Raw genomic sequence first — 23,464 nt, forward strand, 5'->3', positions numbered from 1 at the left:
TGGAGAGCAGCCTTGCAAAGACGTGACTTCCTGGCCCTGACCGGGCTTACCGCGGGCGGGCTGATCGTGCCCTCCTTCTTCGGCAAGGTGATCGCCGCCGAGCAGCTGCAGTCCAGCCTGGACCCGGCGCTGAAGAAGCGCCTGGCTGACGCTGCGTTGCAGGCCGCACGCAGCGCCGGCGCCACCTACTGCGACGTGCGCATCGGCCGCTACCTGCGGCAGTTCGTGATCACCCGCGAAGACAAGGTGCAGAACGTGGTGAACACCGAGTCCACCGGCGTGGGCATCCGCGTGATCGTCAACGGCGCCTGGGGCTTTGCCGCCACCAATGCGCTGGGTACCGCCGATGTGGCCAGGGCGGCGCAGCAGGCCGCGGCGATCGCCAAGGCCAATGCTGGCGTGCAGACCGCGCCGGTGCAGCTGGCCAAGGCGCCGGGTGTGGGTGAGGTGAGCTGGCGCACGCCGATCCGCAAGAATGCGATGGAGGTGCCGATCAAGGAAAAGGTCGATCTGCTGCTGGACGTCAACGCCGCGGCGATGGGCGCCGGCGCCAGCTTCGTCAATTCGATGCTGTTCCTGGTGAACGAGCAGAAGTACTTCGCCTCCACCGACGGCTCCTACATCGACCAGGACGTGCACCGCATCTGGGCGCCAATGACGGTCACCGCCATCGACAAGTCCAGCGGCAAGTTCCGCACCCGCGAGGGCCTGTCCTCGCCGATGGGGCTGGGCTACGAGTACCTCGACGGCGCCGCCGCCGGCAAGGTGCACAGCCCCAATGGCGTGGTCAACTACAGCACCTCCTACGACATGAAGGAGGACGCCGTCGCCGCCGCCAGGCAGGCGCAGGAAAAGCTGAAGGCACCGTCGGTGAAGCCGGGCAAGTACGATCTGGTGCTCGACCCGTCACACACCTGGCTGACCATCCACGAGTCGATCGGCCACCCGCTGGAGCTGGACCGTGTGCTCGGCTACGAAGCCAACTACGCCGGCACCAGCTTCGCCACCCTGGACAAGCGCGAACAGCAGTTCCAGTACGGCAGCGAGCTGGTCAACATCTTCGCCGACAAGACCCAGCCGGGCAGTCTGGGCGCGGTGGCGTACGACGATGAAGGCGTGAAGTGCAAGCGCTGGGACCTGATCAGCAACGGCAAGCTGGTGGATTACCAGACCATCCGCGACCAGGCCCACATCCTCGGCAAGAGCGAGTCCGACGGCTGCTGCTATGCCGACTCGTGGTCCAGCGTGCAGTTCCAGCGCATGGCCAACGTGTCGATGGCACCGGGCAAGAAGCCGCTGAGCGTGCCCGACCTGATCAAGGACGTGGAGAACGGCATCTACATCATCGGTGACGGTTCGTTCTCGATCGACCAGCAGCGCTACAACGCGCAGTTCGGCGGCCAGCTGTTCTACGAGATCAAGAACGGCCAGATCACCCGCATGCTGGAAGACGTGGCCTACCAGATCCGCACGCCGGAGTTCTGGAATGCCTGCACCGCCGTGGCCGACGAGCGCGACTACCGCCTGGGCGGTTCGTTCTTCGACGGCAAGGGCCAGCCGGGCCAGGTCTCGGCGGTCTCGCACGGTTCGTCCACCGCGCGCTTCAACGGCATCAACGTCATCAACACCGCACGCAGCCTCGGCTGATCGGTCAGGAGCCCTTACACCATGAGTATCTTCACCGAAGCCCAGGCCAAGGCCATCCTCGACAAGGTCATCGCCCTGTCCAAGGCCGACGAGTGCACCGCCGTGCTGTCCGGCGCGATCAGCGGCAACATCCGTTTCGCGCTGAACAATGTCTCCACCAGCGGCATCGTCGACAACACCGAGCTGGCGGTCACCGTCGCCTTCGGCAAGCGCGTCGGCACCGCCTCGATCAACGAGTTCGACGACGCCGCGCTGGAACGCGTGGTGCGCCGTGCTGAAGACCTGGCGCGCCTGGCCCCGGAGAACCCGGAGTTCATGCCGGCCATCGGCAAGCAGAGCTACCGTCCCAGCCCGACCTTCAGCGAATCCACCGCCGCGATCGATCCGGCCTTCCGCGCGAAGGTTGCCGCCGATTCGATCGCCCCGTGCCGTGGCAACGGGCTCATTGCCGCCGGCTTCCTCGAGGACGGCCAGGGCTTCCAGGCGACCGCCAACAGCAACGGCAACTTCGCCTACCAGCGCACCACCAACTTCGATTACACCTGCACCGTGCGTACCGAAGATGGCCGCGGTTCGGGTTGGGTCGGCCGCAACCTGAAGGATGCCGCCGACTTCAAGGCCGACCAGGACATCCGCATCGCCATGCGCAAGGCCACCGAATCGGCCGAAGCCAAGGCGCTGGAACCGGGCAAGTACACGGTGATCCTGGAGCCGGCCGCAGCGGCAGGCCTGATCAGCTTCATGATGAACTTCTTCAGCGCACGCTCGGCCGATGAAGGCCGCAGCTTCCTGTCAAAAAAGGGTGGCGGCAACAAGCTGGGCGAGCAGGTCTACGACCCGCGCGTGACCATGATCGCCGACCCGTGGCATCCGGAGGCGCCGGTGCTGCCGTGGGACAACGAAGGCCTGCCGCGCGAACGCATGGCGATCATCGAGAACGGCAGGATCGCCAACCTGGACTACTCGCGTTTCTGGGCGCAGAAGCAGGGCAAGACCGCCAAGGCCTCGCCGGGCAACCTGCTGATGAGTGGTGGCGACAAGAGCACCGCCGAGCTGGTACGCGGCACCCAGAAGGGTATCCTGGTCACCCGCACGTGGTACATCCGCATGGTCGATCCGCAGACCGTGCTGCTGACCGGCCTGACCCGCGACGGTACCTTCTACATCGAGAACGGCCAGATCAAGCATCCGGTGAAGAACTTCCGCTTCAACGAATCGCCGGTGATCATGCTCAACAACATCGAAGAGCTGGGCAGGCCGGTGCGCGTGGCCGGTGATGAATCCAGCTTCGTGATGATGATCCCGCCAATGAAGCTGCGCGATTTCACCTTCACCTCGCTGTCCGACGCGGTCTGATGGATCGCCGGGCCTGCCTGCGCTGGTTGGCTGCTGCCGCTTCGGCGGCGGCGCTGCCGGCCTGGGCACAGGCAGGCCCGCGCAGTTCGCGCTACGACTTCTGGTTCACCCGCCTGCAGTACGACTCCGGTGACTGGGACGTGGACGCGCGCATGCCGTCCAACCTGATCACCTCGCTGATCGACTACACCTCGCTGCGCGTGGACCCGCAGGAGCACGTGGTGGCACTGGCCGACCCGCGCATGCTGGAAGCGCCGTTCTGCTACCTGGCCGGCCACACGCTGGTGGAGTTCAATGCCGCCGAGCGGCAGAACTTCGTGCGCTATGTGCGCAATGGCGGCTTCGTCTTCGTGGACGACTGCAACCACGACATCGATGGCCTGTTCGCCACCTCGTTCGAGGCGCAGATGGGTCGCCTGTTCGGCCCGAAGGCACTGCAGAAGCTGCCCAACAGCCACCCGCTGTACCGCAGCTTCTTCCGCTTCCCCGACGGCCCGCCCGCCACCAGTTTCGAACTCAACGGCTGGGGCGACGACCTGGTGCACGACTACCTGAAGGGCATCGAGGTCGATGGCCGCCTGGGGCTGCTCTACAGCAACAAGGACTACGGCTGCGAGTGGGACTACGACTGGCGCAACAAGCGTTTCCTGGCCGAAGACAACACCCGCTTCGGCGTCAACATCGTGATGTACGCGTTGAACAACTGATAGGACCTGCACGCCCATGACCTCCCCCGACCTCGATTCCCTGCTGCCGCGCCTGGATGCGCTGCGCGCCGCGCTTGCACGCGCAGTGGTGGGCCAGAACACCGTGGTCGAGCAGCTGCTGATCGGCCTGCTGGCCGGCGGCCACTGCCTGCTGGAAGGCGCGCCCGGGCTCGGCAAGACCCTGCTGGTGCGCTCGCTCGGGCAGGCGCTGGAGCTGCAGTTCCGGCGCGTGCAGTTCACCCCCGACCTGATGCCCAGCGACATCCTCGGCACCGAGCTGCTGGAAGAAGACCACGGCACCGGCCATCGCCATTTCCGCTTCCAGCAGGGCCCGATCTTCACCCACCTGCTGCTGGCCGACGAACTCAACCGTACCCCGCCCAAGACCCAGGCCGCACTGCTGGAAGCGATGCAGGAGCGCACGGTCAGCTACGCCGGCACCACCTACGCGCTGCCCGCGCCGTTCTTCGTGCTGGCCACGCAGAACCCGATCGAGCAGGCCGGCACCTACCCGCTGCCGGAGGCACAGCTGGACCGCTTTCTGCTGCACGTGCTGGTGGATTACCCCAGCGAAGACGAGGAGCGGCAGATCCTGGAACAGACCACCGGCGGTACCACCGACGCGGTGCCGAAGGTGATGGATGCCGAAGCGGTGACCGCACTGCAGGCGGCCGTGCGCCAGGTGCATGTCAGCCCCGATGTGCTGGCCTGGATCACCCGCCTGGTGCGTGCCAGCCGGCCGGGCGAAGGCGCACCGGCAGCGATCAACCAGTGGGTGAAGTGGGGCGCCGGTCCGCGCGCCGGCCAGTCGCTGGTGCTCGCGGCAAAAGCGCGCGCACTGCTGCAGGGCCGCTTCGCCGCCACCCGCGAGGACGTGCAGGTACTGGCCGCACCGGTGATGCGCCATCGCCTGCTGCTGTCGTTCGCCGCCGAAGCCGAGCAGAAGCGTGCCGACGACGTGGTCGCCGCCCTGCTGCAGGCCGTGCCGTTCCCGGGTTGAGCCACGCGTGAACGCCGGTACCCCGCTGACCTTGCCACCGGACTTGCGTGCGCGCCTGCGCCTGCTGCGGTTGCGGCCGCGCCTGGCCAGCGGGGCGAGCGGCATCGGCCAGCACGCCAGCCGCAGCCGCGGTGCCGGTCTCGAATTCGCTCAGTACCGAGCCTACGAGCCCGGGGACGAACTGCGCCAGATCGACTGGAAGCTGTACGCGCGCTCGGACCGCTTTTTCGTGCGCGAATCCGAACGCGAAAGCCCGATCACGGTCTGGCTGTTGCTCGATGCCACCGCCTCCGCCGGCCAGGCCGATCGCGCGGTGCCGCAACGCACGCGCCTGGACCACATGTGCGGCGTGGCCGCATGCCTGGTCGAACTGGCCCTGCAGCAGGGCGACCGTTTCGGCCTGCTGGCGATCAATGGCGATGGCCTGCGGCTGGTTCCCGCGGCGAACGGCGCACGCCAGCGTGATCGCGTGCATCTGCAACTGCATGCCTTGCAGGTGCGCGGCGCCTGGCCTGCGGCCGATCGCCTTCGGCCGCTGTGGGAACGCGTGCGCCCGGGCGACCTGCTGCTGGCGATCGGCGACGGTTTTGACGAGGCCGGCATTGTGCTGCTGGAACAGCTGGCCAGCGCACGCCGCGAAGTGGCACTGCTGCAGATCCTGACCGCCGACGAGCGCGACTTCCCGTTCGACGCCGGCCACCGCTTCCGCGACCCGGAAACCGGCGAGGAACTGCTGGGCGACGGCGCGGCGATCCGCGCCGATTACCTGCAGCGCTTCGCTGACGCAAGCAGCGCATTACGTGCGCGCCTGCAGGCCAGCGGCATCGCCAGTGCCACCGGCTGGCTCGACCAACCGTTGGACCAGCCGCTGCAAGCGCTATTCGGCCGTGGGGGCGCTGCATGACCCTGCTGTTCCCGCTCGGCCTGGCCGCTCTCGCCGCAGGGCTGCTGCCGCTGCTGATCCACCTGGCCCGCCGCCATACGTATACGCCACTGGATTTCGCCGCGCTGCGCTGGCTGCGTGCACAGATACGGCCGCGCCAGCGCATCCGCTTCGATGACTGGCCGTTGCTGCTGGTGCGGCTGTTGCTACTGGCAGCCTTGGCGCTGCTGCTGGCGCGGCCCGCGCTGACGGGCCCGGCAGCGCCCCCCGCTGCATGGACCGTGGTAGCGCCGGGCCTGGATGCTACGGCACTGCGTGGAGCGGCCGAGGATGGCAACTGGCACTGGCTGGCACCTGGCTTCCCCGCCATCGATCAGGCACCACCGGCATCCAGCGCATCCCTGCCCAGCCTGTTGCGCGAACTGGACGCACAGCTGCCTGCGGGCACCGCGTTGACCGTGCACGTTCCCGATCCCCTGCCCGGCCTGGATGGCGCCCGCCTGCAGCTGTCGCGCGACGTGCAATGGCACACGCAGCCGATGCCGGTCACACCGCCGCAGACTGCAGCGGCATTGCCGCAGCTGCGCGCGCACGGCGAGGCATCCGCCACTGCCCAGCACTGGTTGAACGCACTGCGGCGCACGTGGGGCGTGCAGGCAACGCTCGCTCCGCTGTCGGTGGATGCCCTGCCCGAACGCGGCGAGATCGGCGTGTGGAGCCGCAGCGATGCACTGCCGGCGAACTGGCAGGCGTGGCTGCGCGACGGCGGTCGTGTCATCACCGCCGGCATGCCCGCTGCCGACGCCCGCATCCTGCTGCGCGACGCGGAGGGCGCACCGCTGCTGTGGCAACAACGCGTCGGCCACGGCTATCTGCTGGCGCTGCCGGGCGACTGGAATACCACGAGCAACGCCGCGCTGCGCGATCCGAACTTGCCGCGTGCCCTGCTGCTGGCGCTGCAGCCACCCACGGCTCCGCGCCTGGGCGATGCACGTGACCAGGCACCGCAGCGGGCCGCATTGCCTGCTGCAACACCACCGCTGCGTGAGCCGACGCCTTGGCTGTTGCTGGCTATCGTGCTGCTGTTCGCCCTGGAACGCTGGATGGCCAGCAGCGCCCGCCGCAGGGTGGCCGCATGAATACCTTGCAGCACGCCTGGCAACGTGCGCGCCGGCGCCGTGCGCTCATCACCCTGCTGCTGGGCCTGCCATGGGCGCTGGCTGCGGCGGGGCTGGCCCTGCGTCTGGCAGGTTTCGATATCGCCTGCGTCGTCGGTACGATCAGCCTGGTCGCGTGTGCGGGCTTCGCCACTGCGCATGCCCGCCAACTGGACCGGCAGTGGCTGCAACGCCACCTTGATGGCAGCGGTGCCAGCGAGGACAGTGCCGATCTGCTGTTCGCCGATGCCGCCACGCTCAATCCGCTGCAGCAGCGCCAGCGTGCGCATGTGCTGGCCACGCTGGAACGCGCGATGCCGGAGCTGCGTCCACACTGGCCGCCTGGGGCATTGGCGCTGTGCTGGATCGCAGGCCTGGCCATTGTTGTGCTGGCAGTCGGCTGGCCACGTTCGAACCCCGGTTCCGCGCCAGTCCGCACCTCAGCGCCGGGCAGCACGGCCGCCGCAGGCCCGCTACGCCTGCAGTCCGCCCGCCTGCGCATCGACGCACCGGCCTATACCGGCCAGGCCACGCTTACCCAGAATGCGCTGGACGCCAAGGTCGCCGCCGACAGCCGACTGTCCTGGTCGCTGCGCTTCGACCGCGCACCGGACAAGGCATGGCTGCAGTTCCACGATGGTCGCAGGTTGCCGCTGAGCGAGCACGAAGGACAGTGGCAGGCGCAGGATGTGGCACGCGCGCCGGTGCTGTACCGCGTGGTGAGCGAACCGGCACTGGCAGAGACCCGCCTGCATCGGCTGGATGTGGTGGCCGACCGTGCACCCAGCGTGCGCGTACTGGAGCCCACGGCCAGCCTGGTGCTGGGCACGCCGGGGCAACGACAGTGGGCACTGCGCTTCGAAGCCAACGACGATTACGGTGTCGCGGCGCAGGCAACGCTGTCGATCACCACCACCCAGGGCAGCGGGGAGAACATCACCTTCGTGAAGCGCGGCATCACGCTTGCCGGCAGCGGCGAAGCCACCGCGCGACGTTTCGCCCATACCCTGGATCTGGCTGCGCTGGGCGCGCAGCCCGGCAACGATGTGATCGCCCAGTTGGAAGTGCGAGACAACCATGCACCCACGCCGCAGACCGGGCGCAGCAGCAGCGTGATCCTGCGCCTACCCAGCGCCGAAGTCGCGCTCGGTGCGGAGCTCGAAGGCCGCATCAAGAAGACCCTGCCTGCGTACTTCCGCAGCCAGCGGCAGATCATCATCGATGCCGAAGCCCTGATCCGGCAGCGACGCAGCCTGGCCGACGAGGACTTCGTGAAGCGCAGCGATGCGATCGGTGTCGACCAGCGCATCCTGCGCCTGCGCTACGGCCAGTTCCTGGGCGAGGAAAGCGAAGGTGCACCGAAGCCACCGCCGACCAGCGACCTGCCCACCAGCGATACGCCGTCCGCCGGCGACCACGACGACGATCACGACCATGGCGCCGAGGCCGGCGCGCACGACGCGCATGACCATGATCACGGCGGCAAGCCGGCCAATGCCGATACGCCACCGGTGTTCGGCAGCGACACCGACGTGCTCTCCGAGTATGGCCACACCCACGACCACGCCGAGGCGGCGACCCTGCTCGATCCGCAGACCCGCGCCACGTTGAAGGCCGCGCTTGACCAGATGTGGTCGGCCGAAGGTGAGCTGCGCCAGGGCCGCCCGCAGCAGGCGCTGCCATTTGCCTACAAGGCGCTGGGCTTCATCAAGCAGGTGCAGCAGGCCGAGCGCATCTACCTGGCCCGGGTCGGGCCGGAGCTGCCACCCATCGATGAAAGCCGCCGGCTGGGCGGTGATCGCGCCGGACTGGCCAGTCGCGAACTGCCATTGGCCGCGCGCACCCCGCCCGATCCGGCCATCGTTGAAGCCTGGCAGCGCCTCGGTGATGACAACGGCGCACCGGATCTCGATGCGCTCGCGGCCTGGCAGCAGCGCAACGCGGCCTACCTGCCCGATGCATTGGATCTGGCTGCGGCCATCGAGCAGCTGCGCATCGAGCCCGACTGCATCGACTGTCGCCAGCGCCTGCGTGCGCAGCTGTGGCGCGCGCTGCAGCGTCCACTGCCGCAGGCGATGCGGCGCAGTGCGGCCGATGCGATGGGCCAGCGCTACCTCGATGCGCTGGAGGCGCAGCCATGACCGCCACCAGCCTGAACCTGTGGATTGCGCTGGCACTCACTCTGGTCGTGGTCATCGCCAGCGTGCGCCAGTTGCGTGGAAGCACAACGCACCCTGGCCGCCGGTGGAGCGTGATCGCACTGCAGGTCATCGTCGCCACGCTGCTGTACTTCTGCCTGATGCCGCCCACCCGCCAGCAGCCCGCAGGCGGGCTGGTCGTGCTTGGCGTCGATGCCGGCAAGGCCGGCGCACCCCCGGCCAGCGAAGGCCCGCTGTTGCTGTTGCCCGAAGCTGCCGATGTGCCCGGCGCACAGCGCGTTCCCGACCTGGCCACCGCGCTGCGCCAGCATCCGGCCGCCACGCTGACGCTGGTCGGTGCAGGTCTGGCCGCACGTGACCGCGACACGGTGCTGCCGCTGGATGTACGTTGGCAGGCCGCACCGGAGCCGCGCGGCTGGATCGCACTGCAACCGCCGGCCGATGTCGCACCCGGTGCCCGCTTTGACGTGCAGGCACAGGCGCGTGGCGTGGCCAAGGCGAAAGCAGAACTGCTCGACCCGGCCGGCAGCGTGGTCGATCGCACGGAGGTTGCCGACGACGGCCGCGTGCAGCTGAGTGGTATCGCCCGCGCCGAAGGCCGCAGCGTGTTCCAGCTGCGCCTGCTCGATGCCGACGGCCATGTGGTGGACAGCCTACCGGTGCCACAGCAGACCCTGCCGTCCGCACCGCTGCGCCTGATGGTGCGCGCCAGCGCGCCGGGGCCAGAGCTGAAGTACCTGCGCCGCTGGGCAGCCGATGCCGGCATCCGTGTGCAGGTGCAGGCGGATACCGGGGCCGGACTCAGCATCGGCGATGGCGCAGTGGCGATTGATGCAGCATCGCTCACGCGCAGCGATCTGCTGCTGCTGGACGAGCGCAGCCTCGTAGCATTGAGTGCGGGCCAGCTGGCCGCCGTGCGCCAGGCGCTGCGCGATGGACTGGGTGTGCTGGTACGCAGTGCGGGCGCACCTTCGGCCAGTGCACGCCAGCGCCTGCGCGATCTGGGCCTGCCAGTGCAGGGTGATGGCAGCAGCCACCCCCTCGAACTTCCCGGCGATGGCGAAGGCGCGATCCTCGCCGCACGCCGTGGCCCGCTCGCCGCCGGCACATTGCCCACCGGCTACGGCGAAGAGGCCGACCGCAGCTCGCACAGTGCCGCGCTGCCTTCGCTGGAAGCACTGGCGTTGCAGGCGCCGGGCGGCAGCGCACTGCTGCACGATCGAGCTGGCAACGCCATCGGTGGCTGGCGCGCGGTCGGCAAGGGCCGCATCGGCCTGCTGCCCATCACCGACAGCTGGCGTTGGGTGCTGGCCGGCCGCGATGACCGCCACGGCGAACTCTGGAGCGACGCGGTGGCCACGTTGGCACGCGCGCAGGACAGCGCTGATGCACTGTGGTCACCGCAGCCGATCGCCTGGGCAGGTGAACGACAGGCGCTGTGCGGTGTGCAGGCACCACTGCAGGCCTTCAACAAACGCGGCGACGACGTGCCCCTGATCGTCGATGGCACGGCGTCGGCGCTGCGCTGCGCCGGCTGGTGGCCCCGTGAGGCAGGCTGGCAACGCCTGCAGCATGGCGACAGCGTTGTCTGGCGCTATGTGTTCGACCCGAAGGATGCACCGACGCTGCATCGACAGGTGATGATCGATGCGACCACGCGGGCGTTGGCTGCCAGCACGCTGGCAGACGCGTCGGTGGTGCAACCCGTGCCGGGCTCGCGCTGGCCGTGGTGGCTGGCGTTCGTGCTGTGCGCCTCGCTGCTGTGGTGGCTGGAGCGGCGGCGCTGAGCCTGGGGTCGGATCCCCTTCGTTCGCGAAAGGGCTCCGACCCCGCCGTTGGATCGCGCACAGCATCCACGCGTGGCGTGGATCTACCGGCCCCATCCCTCATGCGCCATTCAACGTTTTCCGGCGCGCCGGTACACACCGTTGAAACGCACGTTCATGCCACCGCATTCGCTGTTGTCGGCCACGATCAGCACCTCACCCAGCGAGTGCACGCGAACCCGGCACGTGTCCTCGGCGAACTCGACATCGGCACCCTGCGGTATGGCACGCGCTTCCACCTGGCCCAGGTTCGGCCCATACGGGCGCTGTTCCGGCGTGGGGTTGGCGGAGGGCCAGTAGGCGTCGCCATCCACGTGCAGTTGTCCACCCTGCACGGTGATGCGCAGGCCGTTGTCGCCATCTTTCCAGTGGCCCGTCCAGTCCTGCAGCGTGGGCACGGCTACCGGCAACGGTTGCAGCTTGCTGCGGTCGACCCAGCCGGCGCTGCCGCCCACCTTGTTCGGGAAGAACGCGCAGCGGTAACGGCCCAGGTCGCGACCGGTCACCACCGTATCGCCGTTGACCACATAGCTGCGCTGGCGGCAGGCCGGTTCGCCCTTGGCGGGGCAGCCATCCATGTCGCCGAGCAGGTACAGGCGCGGTACATCGACCACCCGCGCCAGTGCGAACCGGCTCTGTTCGGAGGGGAATGCGCCATTGCGGCAGGCGCCGCCATCGGCGATATCGGACGCGAAGGCGGAGGCCGGCAGCAACGCGGCCAGCAGGCAGAACGAACGCAGGGACATGACAGCATTACCGGTGGGGGGCCAGCAGCATATACCGGCCTACTTCACTGGCGCTGTGTCGCCGGCATCCTGCTCCTGTGAGAACCGCAGCGCGCGCTGCTGCTGTTCGGCGCTGAGCTCTGGCGGTGGCCGCGCCACGGCCGCCTGGATCTGGTCCGGCCCGCCGGTGAGTTTGTTGATGCCTTTGGCTGCCGCCATCACACCCTTGACCACGCCCATCATGATGTAGCCACCGCCCATGCTGACCTGCTCCGGCGACGGCGGCTCGCTCCAGTCACGGCTGAAGCGGTTGTCGCCGAACTTCACCGGGTTCTTGAAGCGGTACAGGTCCACAGGCTCGTCATCGGGCTTGAGCGCACGCACTTCGCCGAGTGTGGTGACATTGTCCTGCGGCAGGGTGGTGGAGATCGGCGCGGCAGGTGCTGCCGGGGCATCAACAGGGGGAGCGGGCACAGGATCGGACACCGCTACCGGCGCTGCCTGCTGCGCCTGCGCGACGCCCGCCAGCAACAGGCTGGCCAGCAGTGCTCCCTGCGTTCCCGGTCGTGCCACAGCCATCCACCCTGTTGGTTGCGTCCAGTGAACAAGGATACGGATGCGGGCTTCAGATTTCGTTGGCATCGGCGGGGGCATTCAGGGTGTGTCACGCATCATCGCTGCGCGGCCTGGGCGCCGAAGTTTGCAACGAACTTCATTCCCGCCGGGGGATGGGGACGGCATCCTGCGGTTTTCCCGGTAAGGCCTCGCTGATGACAGCTCCCTCCATACGCCTGCCGCGTCGGCCGCCGTTGTCGCAGCACCTGGAGCTGGGCTGGCCGCTTGCGTCTGGGTGGCGGGCGGCGGCATTGCTGGCGTTGGGCTGGCACGCGATGCGGTTTGTGGTCTGCATGGTGCAGTTCCTCCGCCGCAATGAGGCGCTTGACGCGGACATCGCGCAGCGTCCGGACCCGTCCGTGGCAATGAACGGTTCACGCCCTTCGCGCGCGATGTCTCACATCCTGAGACGTGGATGTGGTGCCATGTGACCCCTCGCAATCCGTCCCCGCTTCCTCTTCCATGGCTTACGAACTCGCCAAGCGCACCGCCGATGCCGAGCAGAAGCTCGCCACCCGCGATGGCCTGCCTGCCCGTGACGGCGCCCTGCTCAGCGCGCGCCTGCAGCGCCGCTACCAGGACCGCATCACCGGCAGCTTTGCCATTCCCGGCCGCGAGGGCCGCTATGCCCCCATTCCCGATGCGGTACCGCCGGCCCTGGCCGCGGCCCTGAAGGCACGCGGCATCGAGCAGCTCTACAGCCACCAGGCCGAGGCCTGGGAGGCCAGCCAGCGTGGTGAGCACGTGGCCATCGTCACCCCCACCGCCAGCGGCAAGTCGCTGTGCTACACCCTGCCCGTGGTCAGCGCGGCGATGCAGGACAAGGCCAAGGCGCTGTACCTGTTCCCGACCAAGGCGCTGGCACAGGACCAGGTGGCCGAGCTGCTGGAACTCAACCGTGCTGGCGATCTGGGCGTCAAGGCCTTCACCTTCGATGGCGATACCCCGGGTGATGCGCGCCAGGCGATCCGCCTGCATGGCGACATCGTGGTGTCCAATCCGGACATGCTGCACCAGGCGATCCTGCCGCATCACACCAAGTGGGCGCAGTTCTTCGAGAACCTGCGCTACATCGTCATCGACGAAGTACACACCTACCGCGGCGTGTTCGGCAGCCACGTCACCAACGTGCTGCGCCGGCTCAAGCGCATCTGCGCGTTCTACGGCGTGCAACCGCAGTTCATCCTGTGCTCGGCCACCATCGGCAACCCGCAGGCACATGCCGAGGCGCTGATCGAGGCGCCGGTCACCGCCATCACCGAATCCGGCGCGCCCAGCGGGCCGAAACAGGTGCTGCTGTGGAACCCGCCGGTGATCAATCCGGACCTGGGCCTGCGCGCCTCGGCGCGGTCGCAGAGCAACCGCATCGCGCGCATCGCGATCAAGTCCGGGCTGAAGACCCTGGTGTTCGCGCAGACCCGGTTGATGGTCGAAGTGCTGACCAAGTACCTGAAGGACATCTTCGACCACGACCCGCGCAAACCGCCGCGCATCCGCGCCTACCGCGGTGGCTACCTGCCCACCGAGCGGCGCGAGACCGAGCGCGCGATGCGTGCCGGCAACATCGACGGCATCGTCAGCACGTCGGCGCTGGAACTGGGCGTGGATATCGGCAGCCTGGACGTGGTCATCCTCAATGGTTACCCCGGCAGCGTGGCCGCCACCTGGCAGCGCTTTGGCCGTGCCGGTCGCCGCCAGCAGCCCGCGCTGGGGGTGATGGTGGCCAGTTCGCAGCCGCTGGACCAGTACGTGGTGCGGCATCCGGACTTCTTCGCCGAGGCCTCGCCCGAGCACGCGCGTATCGCGCCGGACCAGCCGCTGATCCTGTTCGACCACATCCGCTGCGCGGCCTTCGAGCTGCCGTTCCGGGTCGGCGATGGCTTCGGCCCGATCGATCCGGAGGTATTCCTGGAAGCGCTGGCAGAGACCGAAGTCATCCATCGCGAAGGCGAGCGCTGGGAATGGATTGCCGACAGCTATCCGGCCAATGCGGTCAGCCTGCGTGCGGTGGCCGACGGCAACTTCGTGGTGGTCGACCGCAGCGATGGCCGCCAGCAGATCATCGCCGAGGTCGATTACTCCGCCGCTGCGCTCACTCTGTATGAAGGAGCCATCCACATGGTGCAGTCCACCCCGTATCAGGTGGAAACGCTGGACTGGGAAGGCCGCAAGGCCTACGTCACCCGCACGCATGTGGATTACTACACCGACAGCATCGACTTCACCAAGCTCAAGGTGCTGGACCGTTTCGACGGTGGCGTGGCCGGCCGTGGCGATTCGCACCACGGCGAAGTGCACGTGGTGCGCCGCGTGGCCGGCTACAAGAAGATCCGCTACTACACCCACGAGAACATCGGCTATGGACCGGTGAACCTGCCCGACCAGGAACTGCACACCACCGCGGTGTGGTGGCAGTTGCCGCAGGCGTTGCTGCTGCGCGCGTTCGCCAGCAAGCAGGATGCGCTGGATGGTTTTCTCGGCGCCGCCTACGCGCTGCACATCGTTGCCACCGTGGCGGTGATGGCCGATGCGCGCGACCTGCAGAAGTCGGTCGGCAATGGCGATGGTTCCTGGTTCGCGATCGCCGACCAGAGTGGTCGTGGCCAGCTGCGCGGCAGCGAGGGTGATCCCGGTGTGGTGGAGCTGCTGCAGGAATTCGTGCCCACCGTGTACCTGTACGACAATTTCCCCGGCGGTGTCGGTCTCAGCGAACCGCTGTGGCAACGCCAGGCCGAGCTGGTGCAGCGCGCGCGCGAACTGGTGCAGCGCTGCGACTGCAAGGCTGGCTGCCCGGCCTGCGTGGGTCCGGTGCTGGCCGCGCAGGAAGACGATGAGACTTCGCCGCGCACGCTGGCGCTGCGCGTGCTCGACCTGTTCGACGCCGACGCCTGCCAGCATGTGCCCGACGTGGTGATCACCACGCGCGAGCCGATGGAGTTGCTGGCACCGTGAGCCTGAGCCTGGACAAGCTGCGCCTGCTGCGGAAGCAGGCCGGCGACCCGAAGGCGAGCACACCGGCCGCGCCGGACGTGCCCCCTGCGCCACCGGCGCCCGTGGCCGCCAACGATGCGCGGCAACCACCGGCCGAACGTTCGGTGTTCGCCTGGGTCGAACAGGAAATCCGCCACAAGCCGACCGGCGCTGCGGCCTCCGCACCGGCACCCGTACCGCTGCGTCGGCCGGAAGTAGGCAGCCTGCATCGCCTGCTCGGCCTGCGCTCCCGCGGCAGTACCACGCCGGCACGCGCCAGCGCACAGGATCGTCAGCTGCCCGGCGAGGAGATCGCACCGGGCCTGTTCCTGATCGAATCGCTGCAGCCGCAACCAATCCCGACCGCCCCGCTGTCATTGGCCTTCGCCAAGCGCGAGGACCAGCACGTAGCTGCGCGCGACCTGCTGTTCTTCGATACCGAGACCACCGGCCTGGCCGGTGGCACCGGCACGCGTGCCTTCATGATCGGCGCGGCCGACTGGTACGTGTGCCCGCAGCGTGGCGAAGGCCTGCGCATCCGCCAGCTGCTGATGTCCACCATGGCTGCGGAAGAAGCGATGCTGGCCACCTTCGCCAGCTGGCTGCAGCCCTCCACCGTGTTCTGCAGCTACAACGGCCGCAGCTACGATGCGCCGCTGCTGAAGGCGCGCTACCGGCTGGCGCGCCAACGCGATCCGATCACGGCGCTGGACCATGTGGACCTGCTCTACCCCACCCGCCGGCGCTATCGCGGCACCTGGGAGAACTGCAGGCTGTCCACCATCGAGCGCCAGCTGCTGCGCGTGGTGCGCGAGGACGACCTGCCGGGCTCGGAGGCACCGGGAGCATGGTTGCGCTTCCTGCGTGGCGGCGACGCCGTGAACCTGCGCCGGGTGGCCGATCACAATCATCAGGACGTGGTGACGCTGGCCTTGCTGCTGCAGCGGCTGGTGCGCGAGGAACAGCGCGAGCGCGAGACACTGGCGCTGGTCGGGCAGTAATGACACGGGGCAGCGTTGACATGCCCTGACGGTGGCAGCGGTGACACTGCCGCCACCATCCACGCCTGGAGCCCGACGATGCGCCTCAATCCCCTGGTCCTGCTCGCCATCCTGCCCTTGGCCGCCTGCAGCCATGCCGGCAGCAGTACCGCCCCCGATCCCGCGCCAGCGCCCGTGGCCGACGCCGCGCACGAATGCAGGCCGGAGGCGCTCGAGGCCTTCACCGGCAAGACGGCTGACGAAGCCACCATCAAGAAGCTGGTGGCCGCCAGCGGCGCGCGCGGTGCACGGGTGGTCAAGCCAGGCATGGCGGTGACCATGGACTTCCGCCAGGACCGCGTGACCGTGCAGGTGGATGCGCAGAACCGCATCGAACGCGCCAGCTGCGGTTGATGTTCCGCTGGTAGCGCCGGGCCATGCCCGGCGCCTTCCCTCTTCAGGTGTGCCGCTGCGCTCGCCGGGCATGGCCCGGCGCTACCGCCGTTTCAGAGGCGCTCGGCCTTGCCGCTGGCCAGTGCACGCGCGATCACCTGCTGTGCCTGCTGCGATGCCTGCGCATGCACGCGTGCCTGGCGCTCGCCCAGCGCGGCCTGCTGGCTGCCCAGTGCCGCCTGGCGGCTGGCCAGTTCAGACTGCTGGTTGGCCAGACGCCGCATGTCACGGGTGCGGCCGGACGGCGTGGCCTCGCTGCGGGCTTCCTGCATCGCACGACGTGCCTCGGCAGCGGCCTCGCGTGCAGCCTCACGCGCAACGGCCATATCGCCGGTTGCACCGCTCGCTGCCTTCGCCGCTTCCGCGGCGGCCTCACGGTTGATGTCGTGGGCGGCCATCGCATTGCGTGCAGCCTCGGCGGCAATCAGTGCGATGCGGCGCGACTCCTCGCCCTGCAGGCGGCTCATCTCACCCATCTGCCTGCCGAGTTCGCCCTGCTGGCGGCCCAGCGCACTCTGCTGGCGGCCCAGTTCGCTCTGCTGGCGACCCAGCTCTGCGGCACCACTGTAGGCACGCTGCAGGCTCTGGATCAGCATCGGGTCGCGCACCACATAGCGCTTGTCGCCCTGGCGGAACCACAGCGCCGGGCCCTTGCCGAGCTGCCTGCGGGCCACCGTCACGTCGTCCATGCCGCCGTTGGCGAAAGTCGAATCACCATCGACCAGCACAAAGGCCTCCCGGGGCGACTTGCCCAGGTCCAGGCGGCCGTAGGTGGTGATGGAGCGGGCGGCCGACGCCGTGCCTTCATCGTCTTCGGCCATGCCGGTGGCATCGTCGACGTCGGCCACGTCGGCATCGTCGGGCCCGGTCGCGTCAGCAGGTTCGGCCGGGGCTGCCGGTGCGGCAGGTGCCGCTGGGGCAGCCGGCGGTGCGGACGGTGCTTCCGGGGCCTTAGGCGGTGGCGGCGCCACGGCCTTCGGCGCGGCCGGAGGGGCGGGCGGGGCGGGCGGCACCGGCGCTGCGACCAGCCGCATCGGCGCCACGCCCACCACCACCACCGCAGCGGTCAGCGCCACCGCCAGCAGACGCGGGCAGGACCGGGGCGACTGCAGCGAAAGCAGGCGACGCTTGAGGCTGGTGGTGCTCGGTGCGGCGCTGGCCACGCCCAGATGCGGCTGCGGGGCCACGCCCAACTGCAGCAACAGGCGGCCATAGGCCTGGCGGCTGGCGCCATGTTGGCCAACCACCGCTGCATCCACCGCTTCCTCGCGCGCCTGTGCATATTCACGCACCGACAGGCGCAGCAGCGGGTGGAAGAAGAACAGGTGCTGGGCCAGTGCAGGCAGCAGGCCCCATTGCAGGTCACGCCGCTGCAGGTGCTGCAGTTCGTGGGTCAGGGCCAGGTCCAGCGCATCGCCCTGCAGGGCATTGTCGCCGGCCGGCAGCAGCAGCACCGGGCGGAACGGCCCGACCAGCTGCGGTGCGTCCACCTGCGTGCTCATCCACAACCGCGGCGCAGGACGCACGCCGTGCGCATCGGAGGCCAGCTGCAGCGCCTGTACCAGCGCCTCGTCCTCGCAGGGATAGGCCGCAGCCAGCAGTGCGCGGCAGCGGCGCCACTCACCCAAGGTGCGCAGCGCCATCAGCAGCACGCCGGATGCCCACAGCGCAGCCAGTGCAACGGCCCACCACGCCACTGCCGGCACGTCCGCTGCAGGCATCGGCATCGCGGCCAGCAACTGTGCCGAGGCCTCCGGGGCCAGCGGGTAGACGATGTCAGCGGCCACGTCGGTTGCGGTCATCGCCACCGCCTGCGGGGCCGGCAGCCAGGGCAACTGCAACGGCTGGCTCCAGAACAGGCCGAGCACGGCCTGCAGCGAGACCAGCCACCACAGGCGGCAGCGGGTGGCCGCCGACAGCGACGGCAGCACGCGGCACAGGCCGTACACCAGCGCCACCAGCAGTACGGTCTGCAGGCTGGTCCAGCCCAGCCGTTCCAGCATCGGGATCAGCATCGTGGTGTCCATGGCTCAGCCCTCGTGGCGACGCGATTGGAGTTGGGCGACCAGCGCTTCCAGCTCGGCCAGCTCGTTGTCGCTGACCTGCTGGCGCTGCGACAGGTAGGCCACGAACGGCGACACCGAGCCCTGCAGGGTGTTGTCGACGAACTGGGCCACGGCACCCTGCAGCACGCTCTGCGGGCCACGGGTGGCCTGGTAGCGGTAGACGCCGTCCTGCTGCCGGCGCTGAAGATACCCCTTCGCCCGCAGCCGCTCCATCATCGTCAGCACGGTGGAACGGGCCAGGCCTCGGGCCTCTCCATATCCACTGGCGACCTCGCCGACGCTGGCCGGCGCATGTTCATCGATGTACTGCAGCAGGGCCAGCTCCTGGTCCCCGATGGTCTTGCCACGCATGACACCACTCCCTTGACTACACGTGTCGCCACTGTCAGCTTGACGACAGCTGTAGTCAACCCCCCGGAAGTCATGGGCCGACGAACGGTAGCGGCGCCGAGCACTTAAACCTTTGGCGCGCTGTCCGCATCCGATCCGCAACGCCCGCTGGAATTCCGCATGTTCCGTCCAATGCTCCGAGTCGTGCTCATGCTCATCAGTGCCCTGCCCTTCACCGCCGTCTCTGCCAGTCAGGACCATGCCAACGACCAGACCCGCCGCCTGATCCGCCAGATCATGATGCAGCAGCGCATCCCCGGGCTGCAGGTCGCGGTGGTCAAGGACGGGCAGATCGTGCTGTCTGAAGCCTACGGCCTGGCCAACGTCGAGAACGGCGTGCTTGCTTCGCGCCACACCCGCTTCCCGCTCAACTCGGCCACCAAGGCGTTCACCGGCGTGGCCGCCGCGCAGCTGGCGCAGGAGGGGCGATTGGATCTGGACGCGCCGGCCTCGCGTTACCTGGATGATCTTCCACCAGCGTGGACAGACGTACGCGTACACCAGTTGCTGGCGCATACCTCCGGCCTTCCGGACATCCTTGATGCGAACGGGCTGTTGGGCGCTGGCTCAGAAGCGCAGGCGTGGGCGGCCGTCACTGCGCAGCCGGTCGAAGCCGAACCCGGGCAGCGCTTCGCCTACAACCAGACCAACTACGTTCTTCTGGCACGGATCATCGCGAAGCAATCCGGCATGCCCTACGAACGTTTTCTCGCCACCGGCCAGTTCAGCAGCGCGCGCATGGCCCGCACCACCTTCGGCGACAGCTACGACCTGATTCCGGATGCGGCGACGATGTACAGCCTGGCCCCGCGTGCCACCGACGCGGCCGATGCACCGCCACGCCTGTCGCATTGGTTCTACGACATACCGCCTTCGCTGTGGGCCGGTGGCGGCATCCTCACCACCGCCGACGACACCGCGCGCTGGCTGGCCGCGCTGACCGAAGGCCGCCTGCTGCCGGAGGCGGCCCTGCGGCGGATGTGGAGCGCAGAGCGCTTGGCGGATGGCCGTGCCGGCCCGTGGGCTGAGGGCTGGCCGGTACTGCGCGCATCGCCCGACCTGCAGGTGGCAGGTATCGGCGGTGCGCGTGCGGCGTTCGTGGTCTATCCCGAGCGCGGCGTGGCGGTGGTGGTGCTGACCAACCTGGTCGGTGCCAATCCGCAGCAGTTCATTCCACGCATTGCCGATCTCTATGCGCCTGCGGTGACCGTGCCCTGAGGCTGCCGGCCAGCGGCCGGCAGCCCCGTCTCACCCACGTGGACCGCCCATCACCGGCAGGATCACCCCGCTGATGTAACTGGCACAGGCCGGAGAGGCCAGGAACACATAGGCCGGCGACAGTTCCTCCGGCTGTGCGGGCCGGCCCATGTCGCTGTCCTTGCCAAACTCGGCGACGTCCTCGGCCTGCTTGTCGGCCGGGTTCAGCGGCGTCCACACCGGCCCCGGCGCCACGCAGTTCACCCGGATGCCACGTGGCAGCAGCTGGCTGGCCAGCGACTTGGTGAACGCATGGATCGCGCCCTTGGTGGCCGAGTAGTCGATCAGCGCCTTGCTGCCGAAGATGCCCGTTTCCGAACCGGTGTTGATGATGCTGGCGCCCTCGCCCAGATGCGGCAGCACCGCGCGCGCCATCTGGATGTAACCGCCGATGTTGGTCTGCAGGGTCTCCTGCAGGTGCGCGTCTTCCAGGTCTTCCAGCCGCTCGCAGTGCAGCTGGAACGCGGCGTTGTTGACCAGGATGTCGATGCCGCCGAACGCCTTGGCCACCTGCTTGACGGCCTTGTCGCAGAAACGCGGATCACGCACGTCACCGGCGATCACGATGCAACGGCCGCCTTCGCGCTCCACGTGCTGGCGGGTAATGTCGGCATCTTCGGCTTCGTCCAGGTGCAGGACCGCCACGTCCGCGCCTTCGCGTGCGAACAGCACCGCCACCGCACGGCCAATGCCGGAGTCGCCACCGGTGACGATCGCACGCATGCCCTGCAGCTTGCCGCTGCCCGCGTAGTCGGGTGCAAGGAAGCGGGGCGCCAGCTCCAGTTCGTGCTCATGCCCGGGCTTGGCCAGCTGCTGCGCCGGCATCGCCTCCGGCTGGCGCCGTGCGCCGGCCTGGGTCGCGGTCTTCTTCGTGGCCTTGCTGGCCGCCCGGGCGTCCTTGGCCTTCTCCTGGTCCTGCAGGCGCCGCTGCCGGGCCGCGACGCGTGCTGCCCGCGGATCGCTGGCGGCCGCCTTGCGGGTCGCGGTCCTCACTACGCGGGGGCGATCGGGGTCGGCGACCGCCTTGGCCGGGGTGCTGCCTTTACGCACTTTCGGCGATGCCTTTCGGCGGGCGGGTGTCTTCTTGGTGGTGGCCATGCAGGTCTCCTCGGGAGGGAACGGGGCTGCCGGCCAGCGGCCGACACTACCGGGGGGCGGCGCACGCCGCACCTGCAGTCTCTCTACGCACGCTGTTGGCGGCAGTGAGCGCGCCGTGTCCACGATGTGCACGGCATTCATTCCGCCACCACGTGCGCCGTCGCACCCTGCACGCAACCACACAGGGAACGCCTCCATGAAACATGCCATCGCCACCGCCGCCGTCTGCTTTGCCCTCGCCGCCTGCAGCAGCACACCGATGGCCCAGGTGCAGCCGATCGACGGCGTGATTTCCGGCCAGTGCCACAGCGACAGGGTGCGCGGCGCGGTGGGCCTGGCCGCCTCGGACGCCACTGTGGCCCGTGCACGCGTGGACAGCGACAGCCTGCACGTGCGGGTCCTGCGCCACGACGGCCCGCGGGTGCCACCGGCCAGCGAAGGCGGCGACCGCCTGACCATCGAGAAGGGCCGCACCAACAATATCGTCGCGATCTACTGCGGCTGACGACTGCGGCTGAGCCGGCGTGCCCTGCGCAGCACGCGCAGGGTGGCCTGCTCCCACTGGCGCGGCCCGCGCAGGCCGGCCAGCTTGGCCAGTTCACCGCGCTCCCAGCCGACGAACACGCACGGGTCGATATAGGCCTTGCGGCACACCGCCGGCGTGTTGCCCAACCGGGCCGCCACCTGGCACACCACGCTGCGCTGTGCCTGCGCCAGCGCACGCTGGCTGGCCGGTTCCGGCAGCTCGGTGGCAGCAAACGCCTGCACCGCCGCGACGGTCCCGCCCCAGGTGCGGAAATCCTTGGCAGTGAAGTCCTCGCCCATCACCTCGCGCAGGTAGTCGTTCACCGCACCGGAGTCGACCGGCTGCAGCGCACCGTCGTCATCGCGGTACTGGAACAACGCCTGCCCCGGCAGCTGCTGCAGGCGCCGCACCAGCAGCCCCAGCCTGCGGTCGCCCACGGTCACCTCCTGCAGCTGCCCGGACTTGCCGCGGAAACGCATGCGCACCCGGCCGCCACGCAGCAGCTCCAGATGACGGTTACGCAGTGTGGTCAGTCCGAATGACCGGTTCTGCTGCGCATAGGTCTCATTGCCGACCCGCACCAGGGTGTCGGCCAGCAACGCGACCACCATGGCCAGCACCTTTTCCTTAGGGAAACCCGGCCGTTTCAGATCCCGCGACAACCGCCGCCGCAGCGTGGGCAAGGCCTCGCCAAAGGCGATGATGCGGTCGAACTTGCCGGCGTCGCGCTCCTTCGCCCAGTCGGGGTGGTAACGGTACTGCTTGCGCCCGCGCGCATCGCGGCCTGTGGCCTGCAGGTGGCCGTTGGCGTGGGCGCAGATCCACACCGCGGTGTAGGCCGGTGGAATCGCCAGTGCGCGGATGCGTTGCAGGGTGGTGGCGTCGCGTATCGCGTGGCCATCAGCATCGCGGTAACTGAAACCTTTTCCGGCGCGGCGCCGGCTGATGCCCGGCTGGGTGTCGTCGACATAGCGCAGGCCGGCCGCGCGCGCGGCCTGTCGTTCGGGAGTGGAGGCGGTCGGCATGCCAGTAGTGTCGCGGTCGCCGTGCCGCGATCCTGTCGATAACACAAGACAAACACGTGAGGGCCGGTTCGCCGCTATGCTCGGGTCTTCACAACCCCTTCCGGAGTCATGATGTCGTTCCCGATTCGCGCCCGTTCGCTCTCCGCCCTGCTGCTGCCGGCCGTGCTGGCCTTGACCGCCTGCCAGGCACCGGCGCTGGATGAACAGGATTCGGCCACGGCCCACGCCCAGCAGGCGGCCGAAGCCGCCAAGGCACCGGCCGACGAAGCCGGCAAGGCCATCGAGGCGCCGCCGGTCGGCACCTGCGATGCCAGCCAGGTGCAGAGCCTGGTCGGCCAAGCCTACACCGATGGGCTGGGCAAGCAGGCGCAGGAAGATGCAGGCGCCAGCCAGGTACGCGTGCTCAAGCCCAATGATGTGGCCACGATGGAGTTCCTCGGCGACCGCCTGAACATCGAAGTGGACGCCAAGGGCGCCATCAGCGGCGTGCGCTGCGGCTGAGTCCCGCCCCGCGCCGGCACTGGGTTGCCGGCGCGTTCTGTTGCACCTGCAACCGTGTATTGCGGCATTGCAGCAACCTGTGATCTAGTCGAGGCATCCGGTGGCCTCACGATGCGCTCCAGG

General features: G+C 68.8%; 20 protein-coding genes. 14 read left to right on the plus strand and 6 right to left on the minus strand.

Annotated features, from left to right (window positions below):
* Positions 1 to 12: 12 nt before the first annotated feature.
* From AC5P7R_RS07025 to AC5P7R_RS07060, 8 genes are read left to right on the plus strand one after another with little or no spacing between them, the layout of a single operon-like run.
* Positions 13 to 1,647, plus strand: coding sequence for a TldD/PmbA family protein (locus AC5P7R_RS07025; RefSeq protein ID WP_021203292.1), 1,635 nt, complete (start codon positions 13 to 15; stop codon positions 1,645 to 1,647).
* Positions 1,648 to 1,668: 21 nt separating this feature from the next.
* Positions 1,669 to 3,003 carry a TldD/PmbA family protein gene (locus AC5P7R_RS07030; protein WP_019661955.1) on the plus strand — a complete coding sequence of 445 codons (1,335 nt, stop codon included), beginning with the start codon at positions 1,669 to 1,671 and terminating at the stop codon, positions 3,001 to 3,003.
* Positions 3,003 to 3,710 (plus strand): DUF4159 domain-containing protein, encoded by a 708-nt coding sequence (locus AC5P7R_RS07035; RefSeq protein ID WP_019661956.1) that lies wholly within the window; start codon positions 3,003 to 3,005, stop codon positions 3,708 to 3,710. The genes AC5P7R_RS07030 and AC5P7R_RS07035 overlap by 1 nt, the downstream gene beginning before the upstream one ends.
* A gap of 16 nt (positions 3,711 to 3,726) precedes the next feature.
* The gene (locus AC5P7R_RS07040; RefSeq protein WP_019661957.1) at positions 3,727 to 4,710 is read left to right on the plus strand and encodes an AAA family ATPase; all 984 of its coding nucleotides are present in this window, start codon (positions 3,727 to 3,729) and stop codon (positions 4,708 to 4,710) included.
* A 7-nt stretch (positions 4,711 to 4,717) separates the two neighbouring features.
* Positions 4,718 to 5,614: a DUF58 domain-containing protein gene (locus tag AC5P7R_RS07045; protein ID WP_021203293.1), complete on the plus strand. Its 897-nt coding sequence runs from the start codon at positions 4,718 to 4,720 to the stop codon at positions 5,612 to 5,614.
* Positions 5,611 to 6,732, plus strand: a complete 1,122-nt coding sequence (locus tag AC5P7R_RS07050; RefSeq protein WP_478436138.1) for a BatA domain-containing protein — start codon at positions 5,611 to 5,613, stop codon at positions 6,730 to 6,732. Before AC5P7R_RS07045 ends, AC5P7R_RS07050 begins: the two co-directional genes overlap by 4 nt.
* Complete coding sequence (locus AC5P7R_RS07055; RefSeq protein WP_134729790.1) at positions 6,729 to 8,891, plus strand: hypothetical protein; 2,163 nt, start codon at positions 6,729 to 6,731, stop codon at positions 8,889 to 8,891. Before AC5P7R_RS07050 ends, AC5P7R_RS07055 begins: the two co-directional genes overlap by 4 nt.
* Positions 8,888 to 10,696: a hypothetical protein gene (locus AC5P7R_RS07060; protein ID WP_478436137.1), complete on the plus strand. Its 1,809-nt coding sequence runs from the start codon at positions 8,888 to 8,890 to the stop codon at positions 10,694 to 10,696. Before AC5P7R_RS07055 ends, AC5P7R_RS07060 begins: the two co-directional genes overlap by 4 nt.
* Positions 10,697 to 10,806: 110 nt before the next feature.
* Here AC5P7R_RS07060 and AC5P7R_RS07065 read toward each other — a convergent pair whose 3' ends face one another.
* Both AC5P7R_RS07065 and AC5P7R_RS07070 read right to left on the minus strand, forming a co-directional pair.
* Positions 10,807 to 11,481 carry a hypothetical protein gene (locus AC5P7R_RS07065; protein WP_478436136.1) on the minus strand — a complete coding sequence of 225 codons (675 nt, stop codon included), beginning with the start codon at positions 11,479 to 11,481 and terminating at the stop codon, positions 10,807 to 10,809.
* Positions 11,482 to 11,520: 39 nt separating this feature from the next.
* Positions 11,521 to 12,039, minus strand: coding sequence for a hypothetical protein (locus AC5P7R_RS07070; protein WP_111098117.1), 519 nt, complete (start codon positions 12,037 to 12,039; stop codon positions 11,521 to 11,523).
* A 498-nt stretch (positions 12,040 to 12,537) separates the two neighbouring features.
* Here AC5P7R_RS07070 and AC5P7R_RS07075 point away from each other — a divergent pair, with 498 nt between their 5' ends.
* From AC5P7R_RS07075 to AC5P7R_RS07085, 3 genes are all read left to right on the plus strand, one after another.
* Complete coding sequence (locus AC5P7R_RS07075) at positions 12,538 to 15,027, plus strand: DEAD/DEAH box helicase (protein WP_478405577.1); 2,490 nt, start codon at positions 12,538 to 12,540, stop codon at positions 15,025 to 15,027.
* Positions 15,024 to 16,046 carry a ribonuclease H-like domain-containing protein gene (locus AC5P7R_RS07080; RefSeq protein ID WP_478419071.1) on the plus strand — a complete coding sequence of 341 codons (1,023 nt, stop codon included), beginning with the start codon at positions 15,024 to 15,026 and terminating at the stop codon, positions 16,044 to 16,046. Before AC5P7R_RS07075 ends, AC5P7R_RS07080 begins: the two co-directional genes overlap by 4 nt.
* A gap of 78 nt (positions 16,047 to 16,124) precedes the next feature.
* Positions 16,125 to 16,439 carry an I78 family peptidase inhibitor gene (locus tag AC5P7R_RS07085; RefSeq protein ID WP_058983243.1) on the plus strand — a complete coding sequence of 105 codons (315 nt, stop codon included), beginning with the start codon at positions 16,125 to 16,127 and terminating at the stop codon, positions 16,437 to 16,439.
* 92 nt (positions 16,440 to 16,531) lie between these two features.
* On the opposite strand, the gene AC5P7R_RS07090 is transcribed toward AC5P7R_RS07085, so the two are convergent.
* Together AC5P7R_RS07090 and AC5P7R_RS07095 are read right to left on the minus strand one after the other, a co-directional pair.
* Positions 16,532 to 18,505 (minus strand): M56 family metallopeptidase, encoded by a 1,974-nt coding sequence (locus AC5P7R_RS07090; RefSeq protein WP_495213807.1) that lies wholly within the window; start codon positions 18,503 to 18,505, stop codon positions 16,532 to 16,534.
* Between the two features lie 3 nt (positions 18,506 to 18,508).
* On the minus strand, positions 18,509 to 18,895 hold the full coding sequence (locus tag AC5P7R_RS07095) for a BlaI/MecI/CopY family transcriptional regulator (protein ID WP_019661969.1): 387 nt from the start codon (positions 18,893 to 18,895) through the stop codon (positions 18,509 to 18,511).
* A gap of 189 nt (positions 18,896 to 19,084) precedes the next feature.
* On the opposite strand from AC5P7R_RS07095, the gene AC5P7R_RS07100 reads away from it, so the two are divergent.
* The gene (locus AC5P7R_RS07100; protein ID WP_111102374.1) at positions 19,085 to 20,152 is read left to right on the plus strand and encodes a serine hydrolase domain-containing protein; all 1,068 of its coding nucleotides are present in this window, start codon (positions 19,085 to 19,087) and stop codon (positions 20,150 to 20,152) included.
* Positions 20,153 to 20,182: 30 nt separating this feature from the next.
* On the opposite strand, the gene AC5P7R_RS07105 is transcribed toward AC5P7R_RS07100, so the two are convergent.
* Positions 20,183 to 21,289, minus strand: coding sequence for an SDR family oxidoreductase (locus AC5P7R_RS07105; RefSeq protein ID WP_021203608.1), 1,107 nt, complete (start codon positions 21,287 to 21,289; stop codon positions 20,183 to 20,185).
* Between the two features lie 196 nt (positions 21,290 to 21,485).
* On the opposite strand from AC5P7R_RS07105, the gene AC5P7R_RS07110 reads away from it, so the two are divergent.
* Positions 21,486 to 21,794 (plus strand): putative periplasmic lipoprotein, encoded by a 309-nt coding sequence (locus AC5P7R_RS07110; RefSeq protein ID WP_019661972.1) that lies wholly within the window; start codon positions 21,486 to 21,488, stop codon positions 21,792 to 21,794.
* Here the strand turns inward: AC5P7R_RS07110 and AC5P7R_RS07115 are convergent.
* Complete coding sequence (locus AC5P7R_RS07115) at positions 21,782 to 22,840, minus strand: DNA topoisomerase IB (protein ID WP_019661973.1); 1,059 nt, start codon at positions 22,838 to 22,840, stop codon at positions 21,782 to 21,784. The genes AC5P7R_RS07110 and AC5P7R_RS07115 overlap by 13 nt on opposite strands.
* 111 nt (positions 22,841 to 22,951) lie before the next feature.
* Here AC5P7R_RS07115 and AC5P7R_RS07120 point away from each other — a divergent pair, with 111 nt between their 5' ends.
* The gene (locus AC5P7R_RS07120; RefSeq protein ID WP_026347258.1) at positions 22,952 to 23,341 is read left to right on the plus strand and encodes an I78 family peptidase inhibitor; all 390 of its coding nucleotides are present in this window, start codon (positions 22,952 to 22,954) and stop codon (positions 23,339 to 23,341) included.
* Positions 23,342 to 23,464: the final 123 nt, after the last annotated feature.

Source organism: Stenotrophomonas sp. YJH_SMC_27 (assembly GCF_059369815.1).

Excerpts from the sequence above, each read along its gene's own strand:
- AC5P7R_RS07070 (WP_111098117.1), bottom strand. The coding sequence starts at position 12,039 with ATGGCTGTGGCACGACCGGGAACGCAGGGAGCACTGCTGGCCAGCCTG.
- AC5P7R_RS07055 (WP_134729790.1), top strand. The coding sequence starts at position 6,729 with ATGAATACCTTGCAGCACGCCTGGCAACGTGCGCGCCGGCGCCGTGCG.
- AC5P7R_RS07095 (WP_019661969.1), bottom strand. The coding sequence starts at position 18,895 with ATGCGTGGCAAGACCATCGGGGACCAGGAGCTGGCCCTGCTGCAGTAC.
- AC5P7R_RS07040 (WP_019661957.1), top strand. The coding sequence starts at position 3,727 with ATGACCTCCCCCGACCTCGATTCCCTGCTGCCGCGCCTGGATGCGCTG.
- AC5P7R_RS07120 (WP_026347258.1), top strand. The coding sequence starts at position 22,952 with ATGTCGTTCCCGATTCGCGCCCGTTCGCTCTCCGCCCTGCTGCTGCCG.
- AC5P7R_RS07030 (WP_019661955.1), top strand. The coding sequence starts at position 1,669 with ATGAGTATCTTCACCGAAGCCCAGGCCAAGGCCATCCTCGACAAGGTC.
- AC5P7R_RS07050 (WP_478436138.1), top strand. The coding sequence starts at position 5,611 with ATGACCCTGCTGTTCCCGCTCGGCCTGGCCGCTCTCGCCGCAGGGCTG.
- AC5P7R_RS07115 (WP_019661973.1), bottom strand. The coding sequence starts at position 22,840 with ATGCCGACCGCCTCCACTCCCGAACGACAGGCCGCGCGCGCGGCCGGC.
- AC5P7R_RS07065 (WP_478436136.1), bottom strand. The coding sequence starts at position 11,481 with ATGTCCCTGCGTTCGTTCTGCCTGCTGGCCGCGTTGCTGCCGGCCTCC.
- AC5P7R_RS07060 (WP_478436137.1), top strand. The coding sequence starts at position 8,888 with ATGACCGCCACCAGCCTGAACCTGTGGATTGCGCTGGCACTCACTCTG.
- AC5P7R_RS07105 (WP_021203608.1), bottom strand. The coding sequence starts at position 21,289 with ATGGCCACCACCAAGAAGACACCCGCCCGCCGAAAGGCATCGCCGAAA.
- AC5P7R_RS07085 (WP_058983243.1), top strand. The coding sequence starts at position 16,125 with ATGCGCCTCAATCCCCTGGTCCTGCTCGCCATCCTGCCCTTGGCCGCC.
- AC5P7R_RS07035 (WP_019661956.1), top strand. The coding sequence starts at position 3,003 with ATGGATCGCCGGGCCTGCCTGCGCTGGTTGGCTGCTGCCGCTTCGGCG.
- AC5P7R_RS07075 (WP_478405577.1), top strand. The coding sequence starts at position 12,538 with ATGGCTTACGAACTCGCCAAGCGCACCGCCGATGCCGAGCAGAAGCTC.
- AC5P7R_RS07090 (WP_495213807.1), bottom strand. The coding sequence starts at position 18,505 with ATGGACACCACGATGCTGATCCCGATGCTGGAACGGCTGGGCTGGACC.
- AC5P7R_RS07100 (WP_111102374.1), top strand. The coding sequence starts at position 19,085 with ATGCTCATCAGTGCCCTGCCCTTCACCGCCGTCTCTGCCAGTCAGGAC.
- AC5P7R_RS07110 (WP_019661972.1), top strand. The coding sequence starts at position 21,486 with ATGAAACATGCCATCGCCACCGCCGCCGTCTGCTTTGCCCTCGCCGCC.